At 63.6% G+C, this 15216-nt stretch carries 13 protein-coding genes; 7 read left to right on the top strand and 6 right to left on the bottom strand.

Annotated elements, in window-relative coordinates:
- Positions 1–62 precede the first annotated feature (62 nt).
- From ACRWQA_RS05050 to ACRWQA_RS05040, 3 genes are read right to left on the bottom strand one after another with little or no spacing between them, the layout of a single operon-like run.
- Positions 63–1091, bottom strand: a complete 1029-nt coding sequence (locus ACRWQA_RS05050; protein ID WP_434231625.1) for a C45 family autoproteolytic acyltransferase/hydrolase — start codon at positions 1089–1091, stop codon at positions 63–65.
- Positions 1088–2560 (bottom strand): biotin carboxylase, encoded by a 1473-nt coding sequence (locus ACRWQA_RS05045; protein WP_434231628.1) that lies wholly within the window; start codon positions 2558–2560, stop codon positions 1088–1090. Before ACRWQA_RS05045 ends, ACRWQA_RS05050 begins: the two co-directional genes overlap by 4 nt.
- A gap of 39 nt (positions 2561–2599) precedes the next feature.
- The gene (locus ACRWQA_RS05040; RefSeq protein ID WP_263580878.1) at positions 2600–3469 is read right to left on the bottom strand and encodes a carbon-nitrogen hydrolase family protein; all 870 of its coding nucleotides are present in this window, start codon (positions 3467–3469) and stop codon (positions 2600–2602) included.
- 649 nt (positions 3470–4118) lie between these two features.
- Here ACRWQA_RS05040 and ACRWQA_RS05035 point away from each other — a divergent pair.
- The 6 genes from ACRWQA_RS05035 (at position 4119) to ACRWQA_RS05010 (ending at position 10795) form a co-directional block, all read left to right on the top strand.
- Positions 4119–5201, top strand: coding sequence for a coiled-coil domain-containing protein (locus ACRWQA_RS05035; protein WP_263580879.1), 1083 nt, complete (start codon positions 4119–4121; stop codon positions 5199–5201).
- Positions 5202–5336: 135 nt separating this feature from the next.
- The gene (locus ACRWQA_RS05030) at positions 5337–6461 is read left to right on the top strand and encodes a hypothetical protein (protein ID WP_434231631.1); all 1125 of its coding nucleotides are present in this window, start codon (positions 5337–5339) and stop codon (positions 6459–6461) included.
- Between the two features lie 68 nt (positions 6462–6529).
- Positions 6530–8470, top strand: coding sequence for an AAA family ATPase (locus tag ACRWQA_RS05025; protein WP_434231634.1), 1941 nt, complete (start codon positions 6530–6532; stop codon positions 8468–8470).
- Positions 8467–9819, top strand: coding sequence for a DUF6638 family protein (locus ACRWQA_RS05020; protein WP_434231636.1), 1353 nt, complete (start codon positions 8467–8469; stop codon positions 9817–9819). Before ACRWQA_RS05025 ends, ACRWQA_RS05020 begins: the two co-directional genes overlap by 4 nt.
- A gap of 50 nt (positions 9820–9869) precedes the next feature.
- Positions 9870–10136 (top strand): hypothetical protein, encoded by a 267-nt coding sequence (locus tag ACRWQA_RS05015; protein WP_434231638.1) that lies wholly within the window; start codon positions 9870–9872, stop codon positions 10134–10136.
- An 11-nt stretch (positions 10137–10147) separates the two neighbouring features.
- Entirely contained in the window at positions 10148–10795 is a 648-nt protein-coding gene (locus ACRWQA_RS05010) for a DUF1523 family protein (RefSeq protein WP_263580884.1), read from the top strand.
- Positions 10796–10821: 26 nt separating this feature from the next.
- On the opposite strand, the gene ACRWQA_RS05005 is transcribed toward ACRWQA_RS05010, so the two are convergent.
- From ACRWQA_RS05005 to doeA, 3 genes are read right to left on the bottom strand one after another with little or no spacing between them, the layout of a single operon-like run.
- Positions 10822–11301 carry an Lrp/AsnC family transcriptional regulator gene (locus ACRWQA_RS05005; protein WP_434231641.1) on the bottom strand — a complete coding sequence of 160 codons (480 nt, stop codon included), beginning with the start codon at positions 11299–11301 and terminating at the stop codon, positions 10822–10824.
- 42 nt (positions 11302–11343) lie between these two features.
- A complete protein-coding gene (doeB, locus tag ACRWQA_RS05000; protein ID WP_434231644.1) occupies positions 11344–12357 on the bottom strand; it encodes a N(2)-acetyl-L-2,4-diaminobutanoate deacetylase DoeB in 1014 nt (337 codons plus the stop codon).
- A gap of 13 nt (positions 12358–12370) precedes the next feature.
- Positions 12371–13570 (bottom strand): ectoine hydrolase DoeA, encoded by a 1200-nt coding sequence (doeA, locus tag ACRWQA_RS04995; protein WP_263580887.1) that lies wholly within the window; start codon positions 13568–13570, stop codon positions 12371–12373.
- 214 nt (positions 13571–13784) lie between these two features.
- Here doeA and ehuR point away from each other — a divergent pair, with 214 nt between their 5' ends.
- Positions 13785–15191: a MocR-like ectoine utilization transcription factor EhuR gene (gene ehuR / locus ACRWQA_RS04990; RefSeq protein ID WP_263580888.1), complete on the top strand. Its 1407-nt coding sequence runs from the start codon at positions 13785–13787 to the stop codon at positions 15189–15191.
- Positions 15192–15216 lie beyond the last annotated feature (25 nt).

Here is a 15216-nt window from a genome sequence, read left to right as displayed (position 1 = left end):
ACACCCTTCCATCGTTGTTCATTATCTTTCTGCCGGTGACGGCACACGGCCGCCTGTGCCGGCTACCTGTGGCCGTAACGAACTTGCAGCTCTCTCTCCTGGAAGCGGTCGAAGGTCAAGTCGAGCGTCTCGCCCGGCCAGCGATAGCTCACCTGACCCGTTCCCGGCCAGTAGGCCGCGGTGTAGATGGTGCCGAGTCCGCGCCTGTAGTCGCGCCGAAACAGCGGTGGCGCGGCAAAGGCTTCGAGCAGGCGTTCCTCGGTGGTGGCCGGGTCGTCCACCAGGATCGACAGCTGGCGCTCTCGGATCAGGGTCTCCGAGGCCAGTGCATGGGCATACCACTCGATCTTCTTCTGGTGATTGGTGGCCACCGGCACCCGGCGGATGCTGGCACGACGATCGGGTCCGATCATCGCTGTGACGTAGCGTCCGGCGGCATCGGTCAGGGTGATGTTGTAGGCCATGTGAGTGGGCACCCGCGCCAGCACCTCGGCCGCCTCGGGAACGCTGTCGCAGAACTCCAGCAGGTAGCGCAGGATGATGGGAGCGCCGAAGCCCTCGCCCACCGCCTTGCGCCCGCCAAAGGCCAGCGAAACGGCAAGCCCGCGGTCGTTCATGCCGTCCAGCACTCCCCACAGGCAATCGGTCATGGCGATCACGCCGCGCCCGTTCCAGCGGGTATGCAGCACGGTGCCCTCGCACAGCTCCGGCGGGTAGTCGTAGTTGCGCGCCAGCACGCTGGAGCCGTGCCGAGCCAATACCGCCTGGGAGCAGCCGGTGATATAGGGAGGCGGCTGGTAGAGGCTGAGGAAGCGCGCCGCCAGGTCGCCGCCGCCGGCCAGCTCGCAGAGCGCACGGTAGGTCTCCAGCAGTTCCGGCATGTGCTGGCGCAGGGCGTTGTAGCAGCTCAGGTAGGCCGGTCGCTCACGTTCGCCCTCGGCCAGGTACCAGGCCTCGTAGGCCGGCCAGTGGTAGTCGAAGAGCGACTGCCACTTGGGTCCCGGCACCTCCTCGTGCAGGGTACGGAACACCAGCGATTTCTCCATTTCCACCTGCCGCGCCTCGTGATGCCCTTCGACCTCGACGTTCACAATATCTTGAAGTTGCCGCCGCCGATGGCGTGGGTCACGGCAACCTCCTCCACTGCCGGGTCCTGCAGCGGCTGGCCGGCGTATTCGCCACGAATGCCCTCGATCCAGGCACGGGCCCGTTCGGTAAGCTGGAAGTCATCGTCCATCAGGCGTCCGCGGGTGATCAGGATACCCAGGTCGGCACCTTCGTAGCGGAAGTCTCCCGCCCCGCTGATGCGCAGGAAGAAGGCTTCGTGCTCGTTCTCGGCGGCATGGGGATGGTAGCTGTAGTGGTCGTAGCCGACCTTGCCATCCTCGGCCATCCTCCAGACCCCGGTGCGCGGCGCCTGGGTCAGCAGGTCGACGCTCTCGTCGGTGTGCTTGATCACCAGTTGGCTCCAGCTGTCGACGCTGTCCGGATGCGACCAGCGCTCGTTGATCTCCTCGATGTCCAGCTCGAAGTCGACCTCGGAGAACTCCAGCAGGTGGAAGAGGAACAGCGGGATGTCGGAGTGGGCGAAGGCCGCCACGTTGGTCAGCGAACTGGCGCCGGTGACACGCGGGTTGAGCTCGCCCAGGTAGACCTCTCCGTTGTCCATGTCGATCAGGAAGTCGAGCTCGAAGTAGCCGCGATAGCCCTCCTCGCGCAACGCCTCGCCGAACTTGAAGGTGTACTCGCGCGCCTTGTCGCGGACCTCCTGGCTGAAGGCGCCGGCGAACATCTCGTTGCCGCACCAGCCGCCCTTGTAGGGGGTCAGCGACTTGAAGCCCACCAGTTCGGTCATCAAGGGACCCACCACGGTACCGCAGCGGGTGGCACAGGCCTCGATCGCCGAGCCGCGGCAGTTGATGCGCTTCATGATCTTGACCTCGGGTTCGGCCTCGATCTCCTCGGCATGCTTGTAGTAGTCGTCCTCGCTGGCGATGAAGAAGGTGGTGTGGCCGGAATCGCCGTAGGCGGTCTGCACCACCAGGTCGTCGCCCAGCTCACGACTCACCTCGAGCAGTTCCCGGTAGCTGCCGACCTTGGCCAGCACGTTGGGCACGCTGGGTACTCCGGCCTTGTTGCCGATACGCACCGTCTCGATCTTGTTGTCCATCCGGCTGCGCAGCGCCGCCGGAGGGAAGGCGACCCGCAATCCGAGCTGTTTGCAGATTTCCTCGGTGTGCTCGTCGAACATCAGGAACGCCGCCACACCGGCACTCTCCCCATCGGCGCGTGAACCGATGAAGTCGATCACCTCCTTGTGCTCCAGCAGGTAGTTGTTGATGTCCTCGATGCTCTCGAAATCGCGCGGGAACTTCTCCTTGGGTACGAAGACGTTGCGCTGCTGACCATCGAAACAGTCGATGTAGTTGATGTGGCGGAAGCCACCCACCCAATCGCCGATGCCCAGCAGATTGAAGTTGGTGGCTGAGATGAAGTAGACAGGCTCCTTGTTGTTGCGAAAGTGGCGACGCACATCGGCAATGTTCTTGATCTTGTTCATTGTGTTCGCTCCATCGATGGCAGACGGGGTGGGTGGCGGTCAGTACTCCTCGATATCGGTGCGCTGCGGCTTGGCCAGCGCCCCCAGGCTGGCAAGAAACGGCGTGGGCCCCTGCTCGAAGCGGTAGACGGAGAAATCCACCTGGCGATCGCGGAAGCTCTTGAGCGGTTGGCCCAGGCCGCGCAGGCCGGTCTCGCGCTCGCGCCTCACGCGGCTGAAATCCACCTCGATGGGCATGATCTCTTCGCCGGATCCGGCCTGGTGGATGACGTCACCCGAGGGCCCCACGACGATGGAGCGGCCATTGCCGATGGCGCCAGCACCATTGATATCGAAGAAGTAACACTGGTTGACCGCGGCGTTGGTACGGGCAATGGAGAGTTCGATGTCGCGGTCGATGGTATCGGTCATGGTCGGGTGGAGGATCACCTCGGCGCCCATGGCGGCGAGGGTCCGGGTGGTCTCGGGAAACCACATGTCATAGCAGATCGACACGCCGAAACGGCCGACGTTGGGAACGTCGAAGAGAACGAACTCGCTGCCGCTCTCCACACCCGCCTCGTAGGGCCGGAAGGGAAACATCTTGCGGTAGCGCGCCACTACCTGGCCGTGGGGGTCGATCACCGACAGGGTGTTGTAGATACCGTGCTCGGTTTGCTCGAACATCGAGCCGGGGATCAGCCAGATACGGTACTGCTCGGCCAGCTGGCAGAAGAATTGTTCCACGTGGCTCGGCAGCGGGTGGGCATGGTGTGGTGAGGCACCCAACGGCATCAGCTCGCTGAACAGGACCATCTGCACCTGTGGGAAGCGGCTCATCAGCACATCGACCCGGTGGCGCATGGCCTCGGTGTTGTCACCGTGATGCAGGGCCTGCATCTGTACCCCAGCGATGGTGAAGTAGGACATGGGCATCTCTCTGCGTCAGGCGATCTCGTTTCAGGGCGCAACCATCTCGTCCGGCACCGCTGCGTCATGCCGGAGGGATCGCCCGGCCGGGTGAGCTCCTGCTCACCCTTACCTTTTAGCTTATGCCATGGATACCGCCCGGGTATCAACGTTGAGTTCTCGTTGGTCGCCACGCGGGGCAGGCCTCCGGGAAGCTTCATACGGGAGCCGGGCGTGCCGATGGAAGCCGTAAGCCGAGGTGCTTGCGTCTTGGCCATGGCCACCACAGTCGTGATCGGCGCCAACGATCCGCGACGCGTTGAGTCCTGACCGTCTTCAATCCGCTCCGGCATGTGAGACATGTCTGCTTTTCATGTACGCAAAACACGCACGAATCTGTAAGACATTCGCTACAGGCGTGTAAGCAAAACCGACCTGAGAACATCAGGCTCGATCGAGGCGCATTTCCGTGACACGACCGCGAGGCCAAATTTCGTTACATACCGCTCTTCCCAGGCAACTATCGGCATTGAGCGGCTTCGCTCGGCACGGAGATCCGGCAAAAAAGCGGCATTCCCGCGCCAGCTTTACGATTTGACACCGAATCGAAAAGCACAATAAATAAGCCGCTCCCCGGTGACCGCCCATCGTCTTTAAAGGAAGGGAATGCATGAGTTCCTCGCAGTTCGACAAGCTGATTCAGGAATCCGAAGCGAAGGTCAAGGACGCGCAGGCCAGGACCGCTGCCGTTACCTCCCGCATGGAGTCGGCACGCAACAAGATCGAGGCGGGCGAGGATGCCAGCATCGACATCGAGAACGCGACCCTCGATGACGTTCAGGCTCATGCCGAGTTGATGAACGCCAACATCGCCGAGCTCATCATGGGCCTCGATGACACCACGGCCGCCTTCTCGAAAGATTTCGACGAGATGCGCGGCAAGACCGGCTGGGAGAGTTTCGTCAGCATTTTCAGCAAGGGAAAATCGGAGTCGCTGCGTCAGGAGCGCATTCGCTCCGCCAATATCGATGACAAGCTGCAGGACCTGATCTCGAAGTCCGACGTGATCGTCAAACTGTTGCAGGAGCAGCTCGAAGCGCTTCAGGAACAGCGCGAGAAAGTGCAGCAGAACCTGGCGGCGACCCTGGATGACAGGGAGTCGACGGTACATGAACTGGAAGCCGTACGCGCCGACATCATGGCGTTGGACCCTCGAATCGTCGAGCTCGAGAACCGGATTGCGGTCGAGCAGGACGCCGCCGGCAGAGCCAAGCTGGAAACCGAGCTCGCCGAGGTCAACGAGAAGTACAACGCCATGGTCCAGGAGGAGCAGGTCAAGATCGCCAAGTCCCAGACCCTGGAACGCTATGTCGAGAAGGGCAAGACCTGGGTCGACAGCCTGCAGAATCAGGCGGCGACCCAGATGGTCCTGATCAACAAGCTGCAGACCGACACACAGCAGCGCGTAGTGCTCTACGACGCACTGACCAAGTCGCTGAAGACGGCCCAGCAGCAGGAAGTCGCCCACCGCATCAACGAAATCGGCGTCGAAACCGACAAGGAGGCGCAGACTGCCATGGCGGCGATCGGCACCGCGACGAACCAACGCATGTCCGACATGCTCGAGGCCCATGAAGGCCACATGGTGTTCGCCCGCGACGTACTCGAGAAGAAGGCGAAGGCGGACGAGCGTTTTGCCCGGCGCTTCGCCGCCATCGTCGAGAAGCACGACAAGAACCTGTACGGCAACTGATCAACACCTACGTTTCACACCGAGCCCCCGCAGACGACAGTACCTCCAACCACTGGTGAAGCCCCTCACCGGTGGTTGTGCTTCATGGACGTCCGGGTCGTCAGAGCAGCCCGCTGCAACCGGAGAGAGACATCGATGACGGATCCCAGTCTGGAGCATGGCGACCTGACAGATCCCTTTTCCTCGCGGCGCTACTTCCGCAAGTTCAAGCATATCCTCCAGCACCTGAGACGGACCGCCGCCACCATGCATTCGGAGGGGCAGCTCGGCAAGGTCGAGGTGAAGGTACTGACTCGCTACCTGACACAGCTCAACTACAGCTTCCAGGCGCTGAGCATGAAGTACCTGCTGGCCGGGCAGGAGGGCAATGCACGCCTGTCCAGCAGCCTGACGGTGGACAGGAGCGACAGCGGTTTTCCGCTGGCGCTGGAGCTGCTGCATATGGCGAACGATGCCCAGCAAGCCCAGAAGCACCTGTCCCACCTGCCCTCCGCCAGCCAGCTCAAGGAGCAGATGGTTCGCGCCATTCTCAGCGAGCGCAAGACACCGACCCGGCTGCAGCATGTCCTGTCTCAGCGGCTCTATTACGAAGAACTGATCAAGGGCGAATTGTTCTGGGCGCAGAACCACCCCGAGTGCGAATGGCTCGGCAATACCGACACGGGCCGGCGCCGGTTCATGCTCCACTGGGCCGCCTACGACAGCCAGATCAACCTGCCGGTGATCTACCTGGCCGAAGTCGAGGACAGCGACAAGACCGCCCTGCCCCAGGATCTCATCCGCTGGCTGGACGTGCAGGAGCACCTGATGGCCCAGTCCCTGGCCGGCCTCAAGCTGCTGACCATTGCCCGCGGCTTCGACGAGGACTTTCATCACCTGCACCCCAAGCGCCTGCTGCGCTTCCACATCGGGCCCATGTACTCCTCGGCCTATACCGAGCAGTCCGGTCCATTGCGCCGCGTGCTGGAAGAAGCCGGCGGCGGCGAGGGGCAGGATTGGGTGCTGGCCTGGACCATGGAGGCACTGGAGAGCGAAGACGTCCTCGCCGAGCGAGTCGGCTGGTTCAACAAGGTGGAGCGCGAGGTCTTCGCCCTCGACCCCTTCGGCGGGCGCGGCGCCGACACCGGCGCCACCCGCACCGAACGAGCGATCATCCTGCCGCAGCGCCCCTTTCAGGCGCTGGCCGAACTCGCACCGCCCGGCTTCTCCGACGTGCGCAAGTTCGTGGTCAGCCCCAGTGGGCAGGTATTGAGCTATTGAGGCTTGCGTGAAGACGGAGCAGGCCGGTTTACGTCATGGGGGCAGGATCGCCCCGAAGTGAGGATGCCATGAGCTTTACCAGCGATCAGATGGAGCTTCGAGAAGAGGAGATCCGCAAGCACTACAGCGCCGCCACGGCCATGCTGGAAGGGATCGACCATACGCCGCGTCTCGCCAAGCCACAGGCCGAGGCAGCGGAGCCGGAACGCTCACCGGGAATCGCCCGTACACGCCGCTTCCGCTCCACCACGCCGGGGCTGGTGACTCGCTCCACGGCCCGCCCCGAGGGCGTTCACCTGCGTGCCCGGATCGAGGCGGCGGTCGATGACGACCCGCTGATGTCTCCTCAGCAAGCCACCGCGCTGCATCAGTTGCGCCGGGCGCTGGCCATCGGCCTGGCCGTCGGCGAAAGCTACTCCACCTCCTCGGGCCTGGCCGAGCTGAAGCGCGCCAACCTGGCCGGCACCCTGGATGCCGCCCGCAAGGCCGAGTTCACGCAGCTGCTGGCTGCCGAGGCCTTGGCCGTGCTGCATGTCTTCGCCAACGCTACCGCCTTTCTGCTGGCACCACATGCCAGCGAAGTCCAGGTCGAGATCGGCGAGGTCGAGGAGGTGCTGACCGACAACGCCCAGCTTGCGCTGCATGGGTTGCTGTGGGAGCTGGACCAGAAGCTGGCCGCCTATGCCGATGACGATGCCAGGCTGGTGGCCACTCTTTCCGCCTTTGCCGAGCAGACCATGGAGAAGGTCGCCCTGCGAGCCCAGAACGCGCCGCGGCTGGCACCCTTCACCGATGCCGTGTGGCGCGTCGAGGCCGACGACCTGACCCTGCGCGGTTTCGAGCCAGCGACCAAGGCGAGGTCCACCTCTCTCGTCATGGCGTTCAAGAAACCCCACGAGGTGGTCGGCAACCACATCGCCAAGTACCAGTCCCTGCGCCTGGCCAAGATGCTGATGGCCTATGACTTCGACCGGCGCCTGAACCCCTTCGCCGAAATGGGCGGGTTCATCTTCACCTTCATGGGCGACGGCAAGCCGGGAACGGGCAAGACCACCCTGATCCAGATGATGGCGGGGCTGCTGCACGACTATTGCCAGGTGGCAGGCTACCCCTTTCGCTACCAGAACTTCGGCATCGACAACATCGACAGCTACCAGGGCAAGTCGGGGCAGAACGCCAGGGCCTTCATCGACACCGTGATGGACCCCGGCGTGATCGGCTTCGGCACCGTGGACGACATCGACCAGATCGCAGGCAAGCGCGGCGACCGCCAATCGTCTGCCGGCCAGCAGGAGGTCACCGCCGTGCTCATGGACGCCTTCGCCGGCGCCAATACCCTGGTTCGCGGCAACTGTACCTTCGGCATGTTCTCCAACTACCCCGAAAACGTCGACGATGCACTGCGACAGCGCTCCGGCGCCCGCTTCCTGGTCGACGGGCCCCAGACGCGGGAGGACTATATCGACGTCCTGCATCTTCTGCTGGGCAGCAATCACCAGATTGCCCTGGGCGAGCACGATCTGTATGCCGCCCAGGAAATCAGGAAAGCCGTGGCGCGCTCCTTCGAATCCCACAATCGCCCCCAGGAGGACGCCCTGCTGGCGGTGTTCGACCGCGTGCATTCCCGAATCGGCGAGCTCGACACCATTGCCAAGCTCGGCACCTACCTGAAGGCGATCCAGGAAACCGATGAGCGCTTCACCGGTCGCGCGATCAAGAACATCACCGATGCGGTGAAAGTACGCTCGATGGATTTCGAACTGCCGGACGAGTGGATGGAGAACCCCGAACTGTTCCTGTTCAAGGATTACGACACCAAAGCCTCGATGATCGCCGAACTGAGAGTTCCCATCACCACGGAGATGGTGCTCCAGGAGATCAACCGCTATGCCGACAGCGAGTTCCGCTATGCCGGCAAGTCGGACGAGGCGGCGATCGACGCCATGGTGCGCGACCTCGGACGCCAGGAGGAGGCCAAGCGCCGCTACCTGGAGGAGCGCACGGCATGAAACGCCTGATCGAGAAGGGCTTGATGTTCGGTAATCTCTTTGCCGTCGACTCGCCGGCCCTGGTCGAGCGTTACAACCGCGCCCTGCATCACCTGACGGGCATGTCCACCGAGCTGGCCGAGTTCCATATCGACATTTCCGGATACTCCCCGGAGATCGGCGATGAGCTCGACGATCATTACTACCTGAATCACGGCGGCGTGAACCGACAGTTCATCCTGCTCTCGACCGAGCAGAAACGCTGCCCTCTGCTCAATGCGGAGTTCTCTACCAGCCGCGACATTCTGCGCCGCTTCATCGATGCCAACGAGCAACAGCTCTTCGCCCTCACGGCCACGGACGCCGTGGCCGGTGAACTGGAGAACTCGGTGCTCACGGCTTCGTCCCCGGAACACCTGTTTGACATCCGGCGTATCGTCGTCGAAGCCGATACGACCATCGGCACCATTGCCCACGCGGATCGTCTGGAGACGCTGATCGAGCGCTTCCTCGGCGAGGAAGACGCCTGGTTCGACGATGCCCTGATCGGCGAGATGGTGGAAACGGCCAAGCTCACCGGCGACATCACGCGCAACCCGGTGCGCCTGCAGCATGCGGTGTTCGAGCAGAAGAATTTCTGGACGGCGCATTTCGGCGGCATCTACCTGTTCCAGGACGTACAGCATCCGGCCCTGATCGCCAGCACCAGCAAGCCGGAGGCAAGACTGCCCATCAGCGCCACCCTCAGCCTCGGCGACCGCAAGCAAGTCGCGAAATTTCTCAGGGACAACCGGCTCGCCGAACCCATCGTCAAGCGCCACGGGGCCGAGGAAGTGGCGATCCTGCGCCAGAAGATGGACTTCATCATCGCCGGCGCCCTGGCCAACGAGGGGCTGGAGCTTGCCAACCTGTCGCGCGCCGATATGCGCCGCCTTGCCGCCCGACATGCCGACACCCTGCCCAAGGAGTACGAAGGCCTCGCCGCCATGGTTCGCTGGGCCGAGACGAGAGGCGCAAGGCCCAGGATCGGCCTGGAGCACCCGAGCTATTTTTACCTGCTGCGTGCGACGGATACCCCCGACAGGGACTTGGTCAACATGCTCCTGGCCGAACTGACCGTGCTTGACGTTCGCCAGCTGTTCATCTGTCACAAGGAGGCGTTCTACCGTCACTACCGCACCTGGCCCCATGCCAAGAAAGCCTATGTGGCAGACTTGCTGGCGCGTGAGTACGCCGTGGACAAGGCCGGCGCTCGTGCGTACCTGTTCGGCAACGAGCCCGACATGAGCGGCGACGTCCCTGGAGCCGGGCGCGATATGGGACTCGAGGCTCCTGACAGCGCCTTGGACCAGGGCACACTGCTCGCATGATACCCAGGCCTGGTCGATGCCATGAGCGAGCCACGCGAGGAGAGCGGTAGATGCTGGCTTTCCTGCGGCTCGCCCTGACCTTCGTCGTCATCCTGGCGCTGCTCTACAACACCCTCTCGCTGTACCTGCGCCTGCGCTACCGCGCCGAACTCAGGCGGCACCTGGACACGCAGCAGGCAGGCGATGACCGGGCCGCGCTGTACCGGGAAGGCATGAAGCGCTACGACCGCTCCTGGCAGCGCAAGCTGATCCGCCTGGTCTATGTCCTTCCTCCGAGCGTCATCCTGCTCATCATCTACGTCATCAACTTCATGTGAGGGATCGGTAAATGATCTACGTGAAATGGCTGTTCTGGATCATGCTCTGGGCCTTCCTTGGCGCCTTCCTGCATTACAGCCTGCCCCAGTACGATGTCGTCCGCATCGTCAACACCTACGAGAAGCGTCAGGACCTCGACGACTGGACACGCATGTTCTGGGCGGATCCGGACGAGCAATCCCGGAGATTGGTCAACCGCGATGTGCAGTTCATCCAGGCGGTACGACCCAATGGCCGCACCATCGTCTACCGCAATGAGGACACTGGCTGGGGCTGGCCGCCCTACTTCAAGTTCGACACCGCGAACCTCTACACCGAGGCCAGCGATCTCGTCTCCACCAAGGCCGACCCGAAGTGGGTGGCAATCATGCACTTCGGCTGGCGCAACATGTTCTTCTCGATCTTCCCCAACGCCATCTCCATCACACCGGTGGAGGGCCCCGAGGACAAACCCTTCAACTGGTTCACCACGCTCTTCCTGGCCACTCTGGCGATGAGCGTGGGGTACGTCTACTGGCGCTGGCGTCGGTTCCGGCGCAACCGGCTCGACCCCGTGCTGGAAGGCGTAGAGGATGGCCTGAATGCCGCCGGCAGCGCCATCTCGGCAAGACGGACTCGCCTCCAGGCCTGGCTGGATACCTGGAAGACGAAAAAATAGGCTATCGAAGTTGAACGGGCCTAGCGTCAGCAGGCCCGAATGTCGCCCTGTCCCAGGCCTGGGGCGGGGCGCTTGACTGTCTTGGTCACGATATAGGTGAAGTAACGCTCGATGCCGACATCGGAGGTCAGCCACTCGTCGATCAAACGCTGGTAGGCGTCCACGGAGTCGGCCTCGACTTTCATCAGATAGTCCACTCCGCCCCCCACGGCCACGCACTCGGTGACCTCCGGGTTCTCGTGTATCAGCGCCTCGAAGCGTGCGAAGCTTTCGGCGTTGTGCTGCTTGAGCTCGATCTGCACCCATACCGGGGTGCGCTTGACCAGCGCATGGGGATTGATACGGGCACTGTAGCCCTCGATGATGCCGGCTTTCTCCAGCCGCCGGACCCGCTCCCAGCACGGGCTGACCGAGAGATTGATCGCCTCGGCCAGCTTCGACTTGGTGATGCGCCCGTCGCGGGACAGGATCTCGAGTATCTTCAGGTCATAGCGATCAAGCTTCATCGTTTTCTCTTTCTTCAGTCGGGCGCAGCCGGAAGATCGCCGTCAGCCCAGCGAATCCACCACCTCGGCGATTACCGCGATGGTGTCTCCCATGTTGACCAGTGCCGGGAACCGCCGCGCCGCCAGGATACCGTCGCGGCCCGCGCGATACTCCACCGGTGCACTGCCGCTGCGGGTCAAGTCGTAGATCCGGGCAATGACCTGCCCCTTCTCGACCTTGTCGCCCAGCGCCAGCGTCAGCTCGAGCAGCCCGGTGTGCTCGCTCTGCACGTAGCAGCTGGCATCGGGCATGTCGAGATAGACCTGCGGCTCGTCGGGCATCACCACCTCGCCCTCGACCAGGCCGAAATGGATCAGGAAGTTGCGCACGCCACGCTCGGTAATGGCCAGGCTCTCGGGGGTCGAGGTGCCGCCACCGCCAAGCTCGGTGGCAACGAAGACCTTGCCCTGGCTTTCCACGGCGGTATCGAACAACGCCGCGGCATCGAGTTCGAACATCATCATGGCGTAGGGCGCACCGAACGCCTTGGCGCCCTCCAGCGCCTGGCGCTGCTGCTCGGGGTTGTCGAGCACGTGGGAGGCGCCGAAGGGGATGATGTCCAGGGTGCGCCCGCCGGAGTGCAGGTCGAGCACCACGTCACACATCGGCACCATTACCCGGGTGAAGTAGTCGGCGATCTTCTCGGTCACCGTGCCGTCGGGGTCGCCGGGGAAACTGCGGTTGAGGTTGCCGCCATCCATCGGCGAGGTACGCTTGCCGGCCATGGCGGCCGGCATGTTCATCATCGGCACGATGATCACCCGCCCGCGCACGTCCTCGGCGCGCAGCTCGCTGGCGAGCTTGAGCAGTGCGGTGATGCCTTCGTACTCGTCGCCATGGTTGCCGCCGGCCAGCAGCGCCGTGGGTCCCTCGCCGTTCCTGACCACGGTGACCGGAATCATTACCGCCCCCCAGGCCGATTCGTCGGTGGAGATCGGCAGCTTGAGGAAGCCGTGCTGGACGCCGTCGGCATCGAAGTCCACGGTGGCGCTGATCGGGCTGGGTCGCTTGCTCATCTTGGTTCTCTCTTCATTTCACGAACAGCTGGCGCGGGAAACTGGCCAGCGATTCGCAGCCGGTGTCGGTGATCAGAATGCTCTCGGTAATCTCGAGCCCCCATTCGTCCTGCCACATGCCCGGCATGAAGTGGAAGGTCATGCCGGGTTCGAGAATGGTCTCATCGGAAGGACGCAGGCTCATGGTGCGCTCGCCCCAGTCCGGCGGATAGCTGATGCCGATGGGGTAGCCGCAGCGGGCACCGCCGCGGTCGAAGCCGTATTTGTCCATCGCCGCGCCCAGCGCCATGGCAATATCGGCGGTACGGTTGCCGGGCTTGGCCATCGCCAACCCGTTCTCGATGCCCTCGAGCAATGCCGATTCGGCGCGCACGAAATCCTGCGGCGGCCGGCCCAGGAACACGGTGCGCGACATGGGCGCATGGTAGCGCTTGTAGACCCCGGCGATCTCGAAGAAGGTGCCTTCCCCCTCGCGAAACGGGGTGTCGTCCCAGGTCAGGTGCGGTGCGGCGGCATCCTTGCCGGTGGGCAGCATCGGCACGATGGCCGGATAGTCGCCACCATGGACCTTGCCGTGTTCGTCGACCCAGCCCTCGATGCCCACGCGGTAGATCTCGGAGACCAGCTTGCTCTTGGGCAGCCCTGGCTCGATCACTTCGAGGATGCGCGAGTGCATGCCCTCGACGATCTTGCCGGCGATGCGCATGTAGGCGATCTCCTGGGGGGACTTGATCGCCCGGCACCAGTTGACCAGCGAGTTGGCATCCATGAAACGCGCATGGGGCAGCTCGCGCAGCAGGCTCTGGTAGGCCTTGGCCGAGAAGTAGTAGTTGTCCATCTCCAGCCCCACCACCCCCTCGTGCCAACCGCGGTCGGGCATGATCGACTGGGCCAGGTAGTCCATGGGGTGCATGTCCGGGTTCTGGACATAGTAGTCAGGGTAGTAAGTGATGTTGTCGGGGTCGATCCAGCAGGTGCGCAGCGCCCCGTTGGCGTCCATGCGGCGCCCATACCACACGGGCTCCCCTTCAAGCCCCACCAGCACGCACTGGTGGACGTAAAAGGACCAGCCGTCGTAGCCGGTCAGCCAGGCCATGTTGGAGGGATCGCTGATCACCAGCACGTCGATCCCGCGGCTGGCCATTTCGGCGCGCACCTTCCAGAGCCGGCTTGCATATTCTTCACGAGTGAAGGGCAGGGATACCTGAGTCATTGGGCCACTCGCCAATTGCATCACCAAGAGCCAGCCACCTACACAGCGAGAGGGCCGGGCCAAAGGGTAGTCGGCCATTCATCGGTCGTGAAAGGGGACCGCGGCCAGAATTGTCATGATTCATGCAAGCCAAAAGCATGACAATACCAAGCCAATGCCGCTAAGCTGATAGTAGCACTCACCCTTGGCAGGCGGTCAAAGGCTTTATTGAATCATGACAATTGATCTAACCCCGTACCTGACGGATACGGGCCCCAAGTACCTGGCCATTGCCCGTGCCCTCTCGGAAGCGGTGCGTCAAGGCGAGCTTTCGCCCGGTACCCGGCTACCGCCTCACCGTCAGCTCGCCGAGAATCTCGGGGTGAGCGTGCAGACCGTGTCACGGGCTTACGCCCAGGCCGAGAAGATGGGGCTGGTGCAGGCCCGGGTCGGCAGCGGCACCTGGATCAATGCCCTGGACGATGCCCGCGAATCGGCCTACCTGCGCGCTCACGAGGCCCGTCAGGAAAGCCCACTCATCGATCTGTCGATCGCCCATCCGGTGTGCCCACCGGGTCATCACCTGCGCTTCCGGCAGGCCTTGGCGGAGCTGGCCGAACACGCCAGCCCCGAGGTGATCACCGCCTGCCGGCCGATTGCCGGTCTCGCCCATCAGCGCGAACGCGCCAGCGTCTGGCTCCAGTCGCGCCTGCACGTGCCCGGCGAGATGGATGACCGGATCCTCTGCAACGGTGCCGCCCATGGCCTGATGCTGGCGATCTCGAGCGTGGTCCAGCATGGCGACCTGGTACTGACCGAGGCGCTGACCGACCACGGCCTGATCGCCCTGTCGCGCACGCTGGGCTTCCAGCTACGTGGCATCGCCATCGACCACGAAGGCATCGTGCCCGAAGCTCTGGAGCTGGCCTGTCAGCGCTTCAAGCCGCGCGCGCTCTACCTCACGCCGACCCAGCTCAATCCCACCGGGGCGACGATGAGCGAGGCTCGCCGCGACGCGGTGGCCGAGGTGCTGGCGCGCCATCGGGTATGGTTGATCGAGGACGACGTGCATGCCCTGCTGGAAGCGCCCGGCTTCACGCCGGTGACGGCGCGTATCCCACAGTTGAGTTTCCACGTCACCAGCCTGACCAAGGTGACCGTACCGGGCCTGCGCGCCGGCTACCTCACCGTGCCACGCGGGCAGTTGCACCATGTGCTGCCGCGCATGCGCGCCACGACATGGATGGCCACCTCGCTGGTATTCGAGATCGCCGACCATTGGCTGGCCGACGGTACCGTCGAGGCCATGGCCGCCGAGCAGCGCACCCTGCTCGGCGAACGCCAGCAGCTTACCCATCGGCTGCTGGGGCATCATGCCCTGGAGTCGCGCCCCACCAGCCTGCACGTGTGGATATCTCTGCCCGACGCCTGGCGCGCCGAGGAGCTGCAGCAGCAGGCCGAACAGGAGGGCTTGGCGATCACCACCGCAGTACCGTTCATGGTGGAACAGACACCGCCGCCGCGGCGCATCCGCGTGAGTCTTGGCGCCGAGCAGGACATTGCCCGTCTCGAGGAGGGGCTCAAGCGCCTGGGCGTACTGCTCGACGAGGCACCGCCGCCAATGATGCAGATCGTCTACTGAGACCGTCTACCGAGAGAAAGGAACC

The organism is Billgrantia sp. C5P2, assembly GCF_051062895.2.
Note: the sequence above shows the minus strand (reverse complement) of the source record. Positions and strands in the feature narration are given on the sequence as shown.

Bases quoted from the DNA above. Each gene is read 5' to 3' on its own strand.
- ACRWQA_RS05045 (WP_434231628.1), bottom strand. From the start codon at position 2,560: ATGAACAAGATCAAGAACATTGCCGATGTGCGTCGCCACTTTCGCAAC.
- ACRWQA_RS05040 (WP_263580878.1), bottom strand. From the start codon at position 3,469: ATGTCCTACTTCACCATCGCTGGGGTACAGATGCAGGCCCTGCATCAC.
- ACRWQA_RS05035 (WP_263580879.1), top strand. From the start codon at position 4,119: ATGAGTTCCTCGCAGTTCGACAAGCTGATTCAGGAATCCGAAGCGAAG.
- ACRWQA_RS05030 (WP_434231631.1), top strand. From the start codon at position 5,337: ATGACGGATCCCAGTCTGGAGCATGGCGACCTGACAGATCCCTTTTCC.
- ACRWQA_RS05025 (WP_434231634.1), top strand. From the start codon at position 6,530: ATGAGCTTTACCAGCGATCAGATGGAGCTTCGAGAAGAGGAGATCCGC.
- ACRWQA_RS05020 (WP_434231636.1), top strand. From the start codon at position 8,467: ATGAAACGCCTGATCGAGAAGGGCTTGATGTTCGGTAATCTCTTTGCC.
- ACRWQA_RS05015 (WP_434231638.1), top strand. From the start codon at position 9,870: ATGCTGGCTTTCCTGCGGCTCGCCCTGACCTTCGTCGTCATCCTGGCG.
- ACRWQA_RS05010 (WP_263580884.1), top strand. From the start codon at position 10,148: ATGATCTACGTGAAATGGCTGTTCTGGATCATGCTCTGGGCCTTCCTT.
- ACRWQA_RS05005 (WP_434231641.1), bottom strand. From the start codon at position 11,301: ATGAAGCTTGATCGCTATGACCTGAAGATACTCGAGATCCTGTCCCGC.
- doeB (WP_434231644.1), bottom strand. From the start codon at position 12,357: ATGAGCAAGCGACCCAGCCCGATCAGCGCCACCGTGGACTTCGATGCC.
- doeA (WP_263580887.1), bottom strand. From the start codon at position 13,570: ATGACTCAGGTATCCCTGCCCTTCACTCGTGAAGAATATGCAAGCCGG.
- ehuR (WP_263580888.1), top strand. From the start codon at position 13,785: ATGACAATTGATCTAACCCCGTACCTGACGGATACGGGCCCCAAGTAC.